This window comes from Pollutibacter soli, assembly GCA_029269725.1.
GTDB classification, from domain to species: domain Bacteria; phylum Bacteroidota; class Bacteroidia; order Chitinophagales; family Chitinophagaceae; genus Pollutibacter; species Pollutibacter soli.
Genome location: JARJHS010000002.1, coordinates 218,291 through 232,814 on the forward strand (window position 1 = coordinate 218,291; position 14,524 = coordinate 232,814).

Genomic DNA, 14,524 nt, shown 5'->3' on the forward strand with positions numbered 1-14,524 from the left:
CTGAAAAATGAAAATTTTTATTGTTGAAGATGAAGAACTGGCAGTGAAGAAACTGCACAAAACGTTGCTCACCATTGATAAGGATATAGAAGTAATTGGAACTGCGGACAGTATTGCAACTTCAGTGGAGTGGTTGGAAAATAATCCTTCTCCCGATCTGATACTGATGGACATTGAATTACTTGATGGCCAGAGCTTCGAGATTTTCAACCAGTTCGAAGTGAAGAGCCCGGTGATTTTTACAACTTCTTATGATGAATACGCATTGAAAGCATTCAAGGTAAACAGCATCGACTACCTGTTGAAACCTGTACAAAAGGAAGACCTGAGAAATGCACTTGAAAAATATAAAAAAATGGTACAGAAGCCGGCAGATGCTTCAGTACTGAATATGGATAATCTCATCCGGGAACTCCAGCAGAAACTTCAGCCGAAAGAGTTCAGGAAAAGATTTCTTGTAAAAAACGCTCAGAAACTGGTTTCAGTTGAAGTAGAGGATATTGCTTTTTTTTATAGCGATGGTCGTCTTAATTTTTTCAAAACAAACGATAACAAAAAATTTGTTGTTGACTATACCATGGATGAACTGGAGGAGATGCTCAATCCCGATAGTTTTTTCAGGATCAGTCGATCATTCTATGTATCGATCGGTTGCGTTGAACAGATTCACGATTATTTCGGTAACCGGTTAATGCTGAATCTGAAGCCACCGGTGGAAAAAGAGGCCCTGGTAAGCAGGGAAAAAGTGACTGATTTTAAAAGATGGCTAGGGAAATAGGTTTAACGTAGAACGTGCAACTTAAAACCTAAGTCGATGCGGTTGATATTTACTTTTTAGGATTTAGCTACTAACACTATTAAAAGTAAAACTATGCATCCTCAGGTCAACGTTCAACGTTTTACGTTATACATTTTACATTCCACCTCAAACGCTGATGAATCGCGAGACAAATTCGCCCACACAACCTGAAAAAATCCTGAAAAGGCTGACCTGGATAATCGTCTTCGCTAACTGGGTTCTGGCCATTAGCAAATATTCTTCCCTGCCTGAACAGGTTCCGATTCATTTTGATTGGAGTGGGACGCCCGACAATTACGGCAATCGCGCTACTATTTTTCTTCTTCCCATAATCAGCACGGTATTTATCGGATGGATAGCCGGATTAAAAGCTGGTATCAGCTATTTTCGGTTGCCCGTTAACGGTGATCCGAAAGAAGCATCGCTGATGATGCAGGCACTTTGCCTGGCGATGTCGATTTTATTTCTCACCATTACCTGGAAAACAATTGAAGTAGCAACCGGAAAGGCGGAAGTTCTTGGCGGATGGCTTCTTCCTTTTGTCATCCTGCTCATTTGCATCCCAACGATTTTTTTTCTCATCAGGAATTTCAGAAAATCCAAATAATGTATAACGTTAAATGTAGAATGTAAGTCGATGCGAGGGATAAATATATCAATAGGTTTACTCACCCGCCGGATAAACACCAGCTCTCGCTTAGGCTCACCGTTTAACATGTAACATTATGCCTCAACTGAGGGGTGCATTCAGAACAATCCTGGTAGAGTCCTTGTCAGTCTGAATATCCACGTCAGCCTTAATCTGGTCAGCATGGACGCGTATGTTTTCGAGATATTTGGTGACGTTAAGGTCCGCGAGGTTTAATTTAACCTTGTCCGCCATATCAATCATCAACTTGTTTTTATCAAGATTAAGATTGATAATACTATCTCTCCCACCTCCCAGCTGACAAATCAATCTCAATCCATCTTTAAAGATGGTGAATATGCCATGCCTGATCTTCATATCAGGTTTTAACTGGACAACATCGGGGTCAATATTCAAAGTGATCTTTGCATCGTGTCTTGCCTTCAGCGCATCAATAAATTCATTCATACGCAACAGCGTTTTATCCATGGAATCGTTCTCCGGGTCGATGCTCCAAAGCATATCATCCATTGCAATAATCAGGTCATTGCTCTGCTGCCTGATTTGTACAATTAACTCTTTCGATCTTTCCGTGTGGGTATCTGCTTTTCTCAAAGCCATTTCACTCAGGAGGTTGATATTGTTCAACGAACTATTTACCTCATCATGAAGATTAAGCGCGATATCTGTCCTTAGCTGCTGATTGCTCCTGAGTTTGTTCATACGCTCCAGGTCCAGCAGATATAAAATAGTGATGCCTACCAGGATCAGTAAAAAATAAAACCACCAGGTACGCCAGAAAGGAGGTTCGATCTCAATCCACATTTCAAAATATCTATCAGACTCTTTGCCTGAGGCGACGATCGATTTGGCTTTCAGAAGATAATTTCCCGGAGCGAGGTAACTGTAAGAAACTTCATTCTGAATCGCCTGTTTCCATGTCTTGTCAACTCCTTCCATCATATACATCACTACCGGATTATTCGAATAGGTATATGTGGTAAAATCGATCGTCAGCGAGTTTTCATTATACGCAAGTACGATCCGTTCGTTATTTAAAATAGAATCAACTGATCTGCGTTTATCAAAAACTTTGAAATCAGAAAGCTGTGGAACAGGAGCGAAGTCAGGCAGTTTTATTTTATCCGGATGTACAATCAGCAAATCACTGCTTGTACCAAACACGATTCTTCCATCTTTTAGTGTGGTTACTTCGGCAATCTTGCGACGGCCAAAAACAATACCATCTTCTGCCCCGAAAGTGTAATACATTTTACTTCCGAGTCGCATACGGTAAGGACCGCTCTGCGAACCCAACCATATATTTCCGAGGTGGTCTGTTGTAATACAAACGATATCATTGGATGGAAGTCCGTCTGCAACAGAGATCCGATCCATCTTTCTTCTCTCAAGATTCAGTACACATAATCCACTTGATGCAATAAGAAAAAGACTATCCTGGTATTGGAGTATATCACTTACATATATGCCGGGCAAACGAAGATTTCCCGGCTCCAGATCTGTAAAGTGTTCGATTACTTTGTCTGTTTGTGAATCGATAACATACAAACCATCCCTATCCGTACCAACCCATATCCTTCCCTTGCTGTCCGTATATAATTTAATGACATGCGCATTCATGCGCATAATGAGTTTGAATGAATTTGTGCTATCCCGCCAGTCGGAGTTTACACATTTCACCAGTAATCCACTTTGCGTTCCGAACCACATGCTTCCGGATGAATCTTCACAGACCTGGCGAATGGTATGATCTTCAACTGCCCTGGGTTTAAACTGGTGCAGTTTATTAATTTTCTTTTCAAAAATATAAATACTGCCACCCTGTATTCCCATCCAGAAATCCCCGTTTTTTCGCTCAACCATATCCCATACCGAAAGTGCAATATTTGCTTTGTCAGGAAGAATGGGACTTTCAATGGGTTTAAACTTATTGTCATAAGTAAACAAACCAAGCCCCCAGATGCTGGTAAAAATATTGCCGGATTTTGTTTCAAGAATAAAGTCAACGGGAAAATGCTGTTCTACGCCATCCTTTCTTTTGTTACTAAAAGTGGAGATGAATTGTTTTTCGGGATTAAAAATATAGAGGCCGTTATTCGCACTGGCCCAGATGTTTTCATCCTTATCCTCGTACATGTGGTAAATCATTTCGAAGGGGACACTTAATGACTGAAGAGCCTCATTTCTTACATCTTCGAATGCATTGGTTTCATTGTTCAGTTTCGCGAAAAGATTAGTTCCATAAATCCAGATGTCTCCGTTTTTCTGAATGAGTATCCCCCTGAATTCATGATATCCTTTTGCACTGGCAGACACGCTGTTGGCGTAGGAGTGCCATTTTTTTACTGCGGTGTCGTAACAAAGAAGGTCTGGTCCGCTCCTTTTATTAGACCAGATGTTCAGCCATATCCTTCCCTTGTGATCCTGTGTAATATTAACCGGGCCAAACGCATTTTCGTTACGAAGTATACTATTGATCTCTGAAAGAAATGAATTGCCTTCCCGGGTAATGAGGCTATCGCTTTTTTTATTGAAAACATCAAAACCCTCAACAGAAGTAACAAAATAGTCTCCGGTAGTATTATCTCTTGATATGAACTGCGGAAAATTTTTTCCGAGCATCGGGATGGGATTGGCTTCGCGGGTAAACTGCAGATTTTTTTCGTCAAGACTTACCAGTCCGTATTTATGGACAAGCAAAAATATCTGTCCGTCAGGTTCTTCCTTGAAAGTCAATATCTGGTTATTTCTGAATTCGGGTTCGATATTGATATTGACTCTTCTGAAAACAAAATGCTTTGTATCAAAAATGCCAATCTTATTTGCGGAAGTAAGAACCCATAACCTGAATTTGCGGTCATAAATAATCTGGCCGATACCTTCCGGCGGCAAAGTTGAGGAATCGTCAGGATTATGCTGAAAAGTGCGGAATCGCTTCCCGTCATATCGTTGCAATCCGTTGCTGGTGCTGATCCAGATAAAACCGCTGCTGTCCTGTGCGACAGCAGTTACGTCATCAGATACAAGCCCATTTGCACGGCTGATGCGGTTAAAAGAATAACGATGGAAGGATTGTGAAGTCGCTTCGCTACTGATCAATGCTGCTAAAAAGAAAAGAATAAAATATCGCAAGGTGAAGACTGGATAATATTTCAAATATAAAACAGAATTGAATGTTTTAGGTGATAGGTTGTTAAGTTATACATTAATCTATTACACACAACGTTACAGCCTATAACAGCAGCCTGCTGCTACTCGCAACCACTTAAATCTCTATATCACTTTCTTTGCCGGAAAATCTCCAGGGCTCAACGATTGCTAAAAGATCAGCTTCGAGCAACCGTCCCGTCTTTGAGTCTTAGAGGCTATTTTCCACTATGATCCAGGCTATTTTTTTAAACAAACATTAGCGATGTGCTGATAATGGGACTGCCTCCTTACTGTTGCCTGCTCACTTCTTAAACCACATTACCTAACAGGAATTTGCTTACTACTTACAACTTAATAACCTGCAACTTCCTTAACAATTCATATCAACAAATCTTCATTTGATGCTGAATGCGCTGGCACGCTTCTGACTTGATTTTTATTCTTGTATTGAAAATTCAAAAGACAGGATATCATGGAATCGTTTAGTAATGTTTCAACCCCTGAAATAAGGTACACGACTGAAAGAAAGAGAATTTTATTTGCAACTGTTCCCGCAGACGGCCATTTCAATCCTTTGACGGCTCTTGCGAAACACCTGGTCAATGAAGGATATGAAGTTGCCTGGTATGCGCATGATATGTACAGGAAAAATATTACTGCACTGGGCGTAAAACATTTCCCGTTTATCAGGCCTCCTAAATTCAACCAGGAAAATTTTGAATTTTATTACCCGGAGAGAAAAAAGATCAAAGGAGCTATTTCAAAATTAAGGTTCGATTTTCAACATGCTTACCTGGATACGGCCAGGAATTATTTCGATGATATCAGGGAGATCTTTACTGCTTTCCCTTTCGACCTGGTGATCGCGGACATCATGTTTTCAGGTATCCCATATGTTAAAGATAAAATGCAGATACCTGTAATAGCAGTGGGAATAATGCCGATCATGGAATCATCTCCGGAGCTGGCTCCGCCTGGAATTGGACTGACCCCTGCAAAGAACATTTTTGAAAAACTACGGAATAGAGTACTTCAGTTTTTTGCAAAAAAAATTATTTATTCAAAGCTGGATAAAATCTGTACAGCGCAGTTCCAGGAGGATGGAATTGAAATACCAAAGACTTCTGTGATAGATATGCTGTACAGCAAGCCGGACCTGGTGCTCCAAAGCGGAAGTCTGGCATTTGAGTATCATCGAAAAAAATTTCGACCAACGCTTCATTTTGCAGGGCAGCTCCATCCCATTTCCAAAAAGGCACCGACAATAGATGTTCTGAAAAAATTGAAATCATCCTACGATAAACTGATACTTGTTACACAGGGAACGATTGAAAAAGATCCGGAGAAAATTCTTGTTCCTGTTTTAAAAGCTTTTGCTACCAGTAGAATTCTGGTGGTTGCTACAACAGGGTGCTCAAAAACCGCCGGGCTGAAAGCGCGATTTCCGCAAACCAATTTTTATATCACCGATTTTATTCCATTTGCGCAGGTAATGCCACTTGCAGATCTGTACATCAGCAATGGCGGATTTGGTGGAGTGATGATGAGTATAAAGTATAGAGTTCCGATGATTGTGGCAGGTATATATGAAGGTAAAAACGAGATCTGCAGCAGGGTCGGTTATTTTGGTGCCGGCATCAATCTGCGCACGGAAAGACCTTCCGCACATGATATATTGCGGGCAGCGAATCAGATTTTTGCAAATAACAGTTTTGCAGAAAATCTGGAAAAGATAGCTAGGGACTTTGAATCTTTTGATGCTTTGCAGATCTGTAGTAGCCAGGTAAGTAAGTTAATAGGCGCACCTTCTATTATCGCCAGCATCGTTTCGATTAAAGGAAAGGAGGACTATCATATTAAGACCGCGTAACAGTTTTTTCGATCGGTGTCAGGAGCGAAAAAAATTTTAACTTACTCAACTAATCACGATGCTTTGCTGATACGGCTGCTTATACCCGCTGCATATGTATGTATTATATTTCTTTTCCCACACTGTTCGGGTGCGCCTGAACGTAAGTTGGACGAAACCGCCCCTGCATATAGTCCGGAAGAATCTCAGCAACTTTTCAGGCTTGAGCCCCGATTGAAGATTGAACTGGTGGCATCGGAACCAATGATTGAAGATCCGGTAGTTGCTCACTTTGATGGTGAAGGCAGGCTTTGGGTCGTCGAAATGAGAGGCTTTATGCCTGATATCAACGGAAAAGGAGAAAAAAATCCGGTTGGCCGAATCTCCATACTTACAGATACAAATGCAGATGGAAAAATGGATTATGCTGTTGTATGGCTTGATAGTTTGGTTTTACCAAGAGCGATTGCTATTGTTCCGCAAGGCGCATTGATTGCAGAAGAGCGAAAACTTTGGCTGACGAAAGATCTCGATGGTGATCTGAGAGCGGATGAAAAAATCGTACTGGATTCTGTTTATGCTGATGGACCAAGCCCCGAGCATTCAGCTAATGGACTTATGTGGAACATCGATAACTGGTATTATAATGCAAGATCAAAAATCAGGTATCGGTTGCGTGACGGAAAATGGGAACGCGACAGTACAGAATTCAGGGGACAATGGGGAATTACGCATGATGATTTTGGCCACCTGATGTACAATTATAATTGGTCGCAGCTGCACGGCGATCTTGTACCACCGAATGAACTTTCTGCAAATAAAAATCACAGTCCGACAACCGGTATCGATCATGGTCTCACACTTGACCGCCGGGTATATCCCATCAGGTCAAATCCAGCGGTAAATCGTGGATACGTTAGCGGTACCCTTGATAAAAACGGCCGTTTGCTTGAATTTACAGCAGCAAGTGCGCCTTATTGTTATCGTAGTCATTCAATGGGTGAAGAATACTATGGAAATGTGTTTGTTTGCGAACCCGCAGGAAACCTGGTAAAACGCAATGTGATCAGCACCGACGGGGTAATTCTTTCTGCTGTTGACCCGAAGCCTGGTACAGAATTTCTCGCATCAACCGATGAGAGGTTCAGACCCGTGTATATCACCGGAGGTCCCGACGGCGCACTTTATGTTGTTGACATGTACCGTGGACAGGTGCAACATGGATCTTATGTTACGCCATATCTCCGCGACCAAACGCTTAAAAGGAAGCTGGATCAACCCATTCACAAGGGCCGGATCTGGAGGATTGTTTCAAAAGACAGAAAAACACAGCGTACAATAAAATTTTCGGAGCTGGATGATCAGGTATTAATCAGCCTGTTATCAAATGATGATGGATGGGTGCGGGACCAGGCCCAGAAAAAACTTGTGGAAAGAAATAATAAGAATAATGCTGACGCTTTGTACCAGGTTCTACGGACGGGAGGACAGCTTGCGAGGTTTCATGCCCTATGGACGCTTGAAGGTTTACAATTATTGAGCAGCGACACATTGGTGAAATTGCTGAAAGAACAAGACCCTTATATCAGCAGCGCAGCGCTTCGGTTACTGGAACCTGTGATAAAAAACGATCCATCGCTGAGAAAGGAGGTATCAAAGAAAATCATCGAAATCGCAAATACCTCAAAGCCGTTAATGGCATTGCAGATGGCTCTTTCTGCAGAATCAATCGAGAGACAAGAAGCGATTCAACTGGAAGAAATCATCGCTAAGACTTATGATAGTTCTGCTTTATTCCGCGATGCGTTAATGAGTAGTTTGCAGGGCTGGGAAATGGATGTACTTCATCAACTCTGGCGATCGGTAAAAACGGAACATCCAGGGACTGGTCGCGTAATTTTTTTTGAAATGCTTTCGGCCGCAATTCTGCAAACACGCAATCCTGATCAACTTAACAGGCTGTTCAATCTGATGGCTGAACAAAACTCCACGAATTGGAAAGTTGCAGCAGTTATTTCTGCTGTTTCTGTCCAGGGCAGAAACACCGGTATGCGACCTGTAAAGCTTGACCAGGAACCTGCCTTGATGAAATCTGCATTAGTGAAGAAGGATAGTAGTTTCAGACAAGCCATGCTCAGACTTTTCGAGTGGCCCGGACATCGTGTTGACACAGGAAATGCAAAAGTAAGAAATCAACTTTCACCTGCTGATCAACAATCATTTATTACTGGCCGGCAGCTCTATCTTAGTTCCTGTGTTGCCTGTCATGGCATGGATGGAAATGGAATGAACAGGTTGGGACCACCATTACGAGGATCAGATTGGGTTTTGGGTGATCAGAGGAGATTGGTAATGATACTGCTACATGGAATTGAGGGTCCGATTATGGTCAACGAAAAAAAATATGATGTACCGGCGATTTTGCCTGTCATGCCGGCCCATTCCATTCTTGATGATGAAGCAATTGCATCTGTGATCACATATATCAGGAATGAATGGGGAAATAATGCAGGCGCAATGGGTCGCGGGATGGTAAGTAAAACGCGGCACCTCAGCCAGGGAAGAGTGATGCCATGGACAGCTTCGGAATTAAACACATATATCAAACAAACAGATACTTCTAAAATCAAATAAATTTATCAGATGGACCGAAGGGCATTCATTCATACTTCAGGAACTGCTGCACTTGGGTTGGCCGTATTCCGTGGTGAAAGTTTCGCGCCAGGTGCTGCCAATGTTCCAATGGGAATTGTGGTGCATTCCTATGGTATACGCTGGCAATCCAAATTTCCGTCTGCAAAATATCCCGGCTTTGCAGATGCCGTTGACATGATGAATCACTGCAGGCAAATCGGCGCGGCCGGAGTTCAGGTAGTGGTTAAAGGCTGGAGTTCGGATTTTGCAAAAAAAGTGCGGGCCACAAGAGAGAACCTGGGATTATACCTTGAAGGATCAATTGCTATTCCGGCAAGCACCAGTGACGTACCAAGGTTCGAGCAGGAGTTGATTGCTGCGAAAGAAGCTGGCGCGCAGGTACTGAGAACCGTTAGTTCTTCCGGCAGAAGGTATGAAGCTTATCATAACAGTGCGGAAGTGGAAGATTTTAAGTTGAGAGCAATTCAATCTCTCCAGTTAACAACGCCTGTTTTAGCAAAACATAAGGTCAGGCTTGCAGTAGAAAATCATAAAGACTGGCTCGCTGATGAATTGGTATACGCATTAAAAAAAATAAACAGCGAATGGATCGGTGTGACGCTGGATTTTGGAAACAGCATTTCATTGATTGAAGATCCCATGGATGTGGTGGAAAAACTTGCTCCTTATGCATTTAGCACTCATGTAAAAGATATGGGTGTTGATGAATATGCTGATGGATTTCTTTTATCTGAAGTGCCTATGGGCAAAGGTATACTTGATCTGCAACGTATTTATTCAGTTTGCCTGAAACATAATCCGGGTATCACATTCAATCTTGAAATGATCACGCGCGATCCGTTGCAGGTTCCTTGCCTGAAACAGGAATACTGGAACGTGCTGAGCTCGAGAACAGGCGAAGACCTCGCAAATACCTTACGAATGGTGCGCTCGCGTAAATATCCGGAATCTTTACCGCGAACCAGCCAGCTGAGTGCTGAAGAAAAGCTGGCCCTCGAAGAAAATAATATTCTCGAATGTTTAAAATACAATAAAACGATTGCAGCCTGACGGTGAGCGATTATAGATAAACGTTATGGATGAACTAAATCAACTGCCTGGTATAGGGCTTTTCAGTTTAAATGGCCGGTCAGCAATAATTACAGGAGGATCAAAAGGTCTTGGCTTTGCGATGGCTGCAGCATTAGCATCAGCCGGAGCTGAAATTATGCTCGTAAACAGGAAGGCGGATGAAGGGGAAGAGGCCGCAAGCGTATTGAGCGCGCAATATGGGACGCGGATTATTTCATTCCCTGCAGATATCACCGATCAGCAACAGACGGAATCCATGGCTGCACATGCGATGGAGGTTTTTGGAAAGATCGATATCCTGGTGAACAGCGCAGGTATTAATATCCGCGGGCCTATTGATGAACTTAGTCTTGCTGATTTTTCAAGCGTGATGCAGGTGAACGTGACGGGAACATGGCTTTGTTCAAAAGCTGTAGTTCCTTACATGAAAAAAAACAACAGTGGAAAGATTGTCAATATGGCAAGTACGCTAGGGCTGGTGGGATTGTCGAACCGAACACCTTACACTTCAAGTAAAGGTGCCGTTGTACAAATGACACGAGCTTTGGGAATTGAACTGGCCGGGTTTAACATCAACGTTAATGCTATCTGTCCCGGACCGTTCCTTACCGATATGAACAAATCCATTGCTGAAACCGAAGAAGGAAAGAAGTTTATCGTGGGAGCAACGGCGATGGGTCGCTGGGGCGAACTGAAAGAAATCCAGGGCGCCGCAATATTGTTGGCAAGTGATGCATCTGCTTATATGGTAGGATCAATGGTGACGGTGGACGGAGGGTGGACCGCGAGGTGACGTAAAACGTAATACGTTCAACGTTTAACGTAAAACGTTAGCCTATGTGTTTTCAAACCTGTTTTGAAATGGCATACAGGTGCTATAGATGATGTTGTTTCAATAGCGGGATCTACGTTTAACGTTCTACGATAAACGTTCGACCACGTTCAACAAGTTAAAATATTTTGCATGCACGTAAAATCGTCTGGCCGTATCCGTTATTACATGATTGCTCTTGTTTTTATGAACGTCGTGATCAATTACCTGGACAGGAGTAATCTTTCTGTAGCGGCAACATCTCTTGGTAAAGAATTGAATCTGAGCTCAGTGGAACTTGGATTGATTTTTTCTGCATTCGGGTGGAGTTATGCGGCATTACAGATCCCGGGTGGTATGCTCGCAGACCGGATTGCTCCGAGACTTTTGTATACGCTTTGTCTTGTTACCTGGTCATTAGCAACAGTTGCACAGGGAATTGCAAAGGGGTTTGCCAGTTTGTTCGCATTCAGACTGGCAACGGGTGCATTTGAGGCCCCGTCTTATCCTGTCAATAACCGCATTGTAACCAGCTGGTTTCCCGATCATGAACGTGCATCGGCAACGGCCATGTATGTGGCGGGTCAATTCATCGGTCTTGCATTTTTAACGCCTGTACTTGTTGCATTGCAACATTATGCAGGCTGGCGCGGTTTATTTTTTGTAACCGGTCTGGCGGGGCTTTTATGGGCGATCATTTGGTGGACGCTTTACCGCGATCCCTTGCAACACGCTAAGGTGAGTAAAGAAGAGTTGGATTATATTGAGAAAGGCGGTGGTATTTTCAGACAAAAAGATAAATCTGTTGTCAAAAAAAGTGGCTGGAGTAAACAAGACTGGGCATTGATTTTCAGGAGTCGTACACTTTGGGGAATTTTTATTTCTCAGTTTTGTATTAATTCCTCGCTTTGGTTTTTCCTGACCTGGTTTCCAACATATTTAGTACAATACCGCGGACTTGGTTTTATTAAGACAGGGTTTCTCGCTTCCATACCTTTTTTATCCGCATGTGCCGGATTATTACTATCGGGTTTCATTTCTGACAGGTTGGTGACGCGCGGAAAATCGGTTGCGGTTGCCCGTAAGATCCCGATAATTATTGGTTTGATAATTTCCGGAGTTATTGTAGGAGCAAATTATACAGACAATACCTCACTGGTAATTTTTTTTATGTCGCTTGCTTTTTTCGGTGCGGGCATGGCAATGATTTCCTGGGTCTTCGTTTCGCTTATTTCACCAAGACATCTAATCGGCCTGACCGGAGGCATATTCAACTTTATGGGAAACCTGGCTTCAGTCATTGTACCCATAATCATCGGGTTTCTTGTACGCGGAGGTGACTTCAGCCCGGCCCTTGTTTTCGTTGGCGCGTTGGGACTGGCAGGTGCGCTTTCCTATATTTTTATAGTAAAAAACCTGGACAGGATCGGCGAGTAAAATTCGCTACTGCTTTTTTAATTCAACAATCGAATGCTTACTGCCAGTTGTATACGTTGCAGTAATCAGGCTGTCATTGACCCACTTCCCAACAATCTTATCTGTGTCGTTAAGGTTTATTTCGACATTTTGCTCTTCCGTATGTACTGAAATGAGTTTCTGATCATATTTCTTCAATGCCGGAAAATCGATAGTTCCTTTCAATATGCCCTGTTGCGTCTGGAATCGAAGCACTTTTGAACTGCATTCAGCCTGCGCAGATTCTATCAGCCAGGTTCCCTTCAGATCCTTCCTTGCAGGAGAAAAAAATAATCCCCCGGTTATCAGCATAGCTGTTATGATCGCAATTAGTTTCATTATTCAAAATATTGGCGTCCGGTTATGGACAATGAGATACTCAGCAACCCCAGTAAAAGTGTCAATACCAGGAGAAGAAGAGCCTTCTGCCTTTTGCTATATGATGTCTGCACTTTCACAGTTGATGTTTTTTACGATGTAAATTTCATCAATGATAAAGTCAGCAGCAACGATCAGATGTATAAACTGCGGTAATTTCCGGATGAAATGATCCAGGGGTTGTCGGTTTTCAGTTGGCAGTTATCAGGAACAGCCGGTACATCGTTATACGTTTTTCGTTTGAACAGCCAGTATTTAGTTTTCTGTTCGTTTATCGTAGATACGCGATGCATCGCGTATCTACGATAAACCAGCGGCTTTTTACAGTTTTCGATTTTCTGTTTTCAGTATCCGTCTTCTCCTGTATACTGTAATCCGTTTTCTGTATCCTGTTAATTTAATAACGCTCTGTCGCCGCCTAAACCATGATGCCTTTCGTTAAACCCTGAAAGACGCAGCAACGCAATACAAATTACAAATAGCAACGCCATTTCAAGTAAAGCATTCAAACGGGTATCATCAATAATGCGCGCAGAATCGGAACGAAGTTTTTTGCCTTCCAGAGCCTGTATTTCATTCAGCTCCTGAAGTTGAAATTCCAGTTTGTTTAAGGTACTGGTAAGCTCAGCTGAAGAAACTAAAGACGCATCAGTGGCCAAACTGTTTTCCATTTGATTATAACTGACCAAGGTAGATTTGAAACTGTTCCATGTTTTTTTCTCATCCGGAGTGAGATATGTTTTCTCGTAACTGGCCATCAGTTTTTTCAATTCGAAGTTGTTGTCACGCAGCGTATTCTGCGCAGCAAACGAGTTGTCTTTGAGTTGTTCAAGTACATTGTTCTTCACATACAGATGATGCGCGATTCGGAAAAGGTAACCCGATGGAATAAGCCTGTCGTTATAAATTGAACTGACAGTTTTGTCCAGGTGATCATATTCTTTCCTGTCGGAAAAATTTGTCAGTAACACCATTACGATCATGAGGAATATGGCTACCAATAGCGGAGGTTTATGTTTATCGGCAATCATTGTGGATCTGTTTGACCTGTAAATTACCAAAAGCAACGATGCGGAATTGTTAACGCCTGCGATCGCTGTACTATAACCATTTAGCTTTCACTTTACCGATAAAGTTTGTATTTTGTACGCCTTAAATCGTTTGCATGCCAGTAACACGCAGAACTGTTATTAAACAGTTTTTATATGCATCAGCAGGAATTGTACTGATACCTTCCTGCGTACAGGAAAATAAAAGCAAGGCGTCGATTCTGCTAAAAAACTTTAGCATCACGGGTTCCGAAGAAGCCATGCTGGCCGAAATTTCCGAGACCATCATTCCTAAAACGAATACACCCGGAGCAAAAGACATTTCTGCTCATCTTTTTTTATTGAAGATGATGGACGATTGTCGCAGTAAAGAGGACCAGGAAAAATTCCTTGATGGACTCAAAGCTTTTGAACAGGCATCAAAAGATAAAAACGGTAAATCATTTAGCGAAAGCAATACTGAACAAAGAGCAGCTTTGCTTGCAGCACTTGCCGCAGTAAAAGATAAAGGCAACGCTGCCGCTGAATTTTTTTCCACCGTGAAGAGGTATACTGTCCAGGCATATACCTCATCCGAATATTTTCTTACAAAAGTTCAGGTATATGAACTCGTTCCCGGCCGTTATCACGGTTGCGTTCCGGTGAAGGCTGCATAATT

The 14,524-nt window shown here is 42.4% G+C and carries 11 protein-coding genes; 8 read left to right on the forward strand and 3 right to left on the reverse strand.

What is annotated here, in order from left to right; all coding sequences use genetic code 11:
• The first annotated feature begins 7 nt into the window (after positions 1-7).
• Both P2W82_RS05565 and P2W82_RS05570 read left to right on the forward strand, forming a co-directional pair.
• Entirely contained in the window at positions 8-778 is a 771-nt protein-coding gene (locus P2W82_RS05565; RefSeq protein ID WP_336514858.1) for a LytR/AlgR family response regulator transcription factor, read from the forward strand.
• 157 nt (positions 779-935) lie between these two features.
• Positions 936-1,406: a DUF1648 domain-containing protein gene (locus P2W82_RS05570; protein ID WP_336514859.1), complete on the forward strand. Its 471-nt coding sequence runs from the start codon at positions 936-938 to the stop codon at positions 1,404-1,406.
• A gap of 123 nt (positions 1,407-1,529) precedes the next feature.
• Here the strand turns inward: P2W82_RS05570 and P2W82_RS05575 are convergent, their stop codons facing one another.
• Positions 1,530-4,604: a ligand-binding sensor domain-containing protein gene (locus tag P2W82_RS05575; RefSeq protein WP_336514860.1), complete on the reverse strand. Its 3,075-nt coding sequence runs from the start codon at positions 4,602-4,604 to the stop codon at positions 1,530-1,532.
• A 466-nt stretch (positions 4,605-5,070) separates the two neighbouring features.
• Here P2W82_RS05575 and P2W82_RS05580 point away from each other — a divergent pair, with 466 nt between their 5' ends.
• The 5 genes from P2W82_RS05580 (at position 5,071) to P2W82_RS05600 (ending at position 12,421) form a co-directional block, all read left to right on the forward strand.
• Entirely contained in the window at positions 5,071-6,468 is a 1,398-nt protein-coding gene (locus tag P2W82_RS05580) for a glycosyltransferase (protein ID WP_336514861.1), read from the forward strand.
• 63 nt (positions 6,469-6,531) lie between these two features.
• On the forward strand, positions 6,532-9,081 hold the full coding sequence (locus tag P2W82_RS05585) for a DUF7133 domain-containing protein (protein WP_336514862.1): 2,550 nt from the start codon (positions 6,532-6,534) through the stop codon (positions 9,079-9,081).
• Positions 9,082-9,090: 9 nt separating this feature from the next.
• Entirely contained in the window at positions 9,091-10,152 is a 1,062-nt protein-coding gene (locus P2W82_RS05590) for a sugar phosphate isomerase/epimerase family protein (protein ID WP_336514863.1), read from the forward strand.
• A gap of 25 nt (positions 10,153-10,177) precedes the next feature.
• Positions 10,178-10,966, forward strand: a complete 789-nt coding sequence (locus P2W82_RS05595; protein WP_336514864.1) for an SDR family NAD(P)-dependent oxidoreductase — start codon at positions 10,178-10,180, stop codon at positions 10,964-10,966.
• Positions 10,967-11,137: 171 nt separating this feature from the next.
• Positions 11,138-12,421, forward strand: a complete 1,284-nt coding sequence (locus tag P2W82_RS05600) for an MFS transporter (protein ID WP_336514865.1) — start codon at positions 11,138-11,140, stop codon at positions 12,419-12,421.
• Positions 12,422-12,427: 6 nt separating this feature from the next.
• Here P2W82_RS05600 and P2W82_RS05605 read toward each other — a convergent pair whose 3' ends face one another.
• Positions 12,428-12,778 (reverse strand): hypothetical protein, encoded by a 351-nt coding sequence (locus P2W82_RS05605; protein WP_336514866.1) that lies wholly within the window; start codon positions 12,776-12,778, stop codon positions 12,428-12,430.
• A 431-nt stretch (positions 12,779-13,209) separates the two neighbouring features.
• Positions 13,210-13,848, reverse strand: coding sequence for an MCP four helix bundle domain-containing protein (locus tag P2W82_RS05610; protein ID WP_336514867.1), 639 nt, complete (start codon positions 13,846-13,848; stop codon positions 13,210-13,212).
• A 134-nt stretch (positions 13,849-13,982) separates the two neighbouring features.
• On the opposite strand from P2W82_RS05610, the gene P2W82_RS05615 reads away from it, so the two are divergent.
• On the forward strand, positions 13,983-14,522 hold the full coding sequence (locus P2W82_RS05615; protein WP_336514868.1) for a gluconate 2-dehydrogenase subunit 3 family protein: 540 nt from the start codon (positions 13,983-13,985) through the stop codon (positions 14,520-14,522).
• Positions 14,523-14,524: the final 2 nt, after the last annotated feature.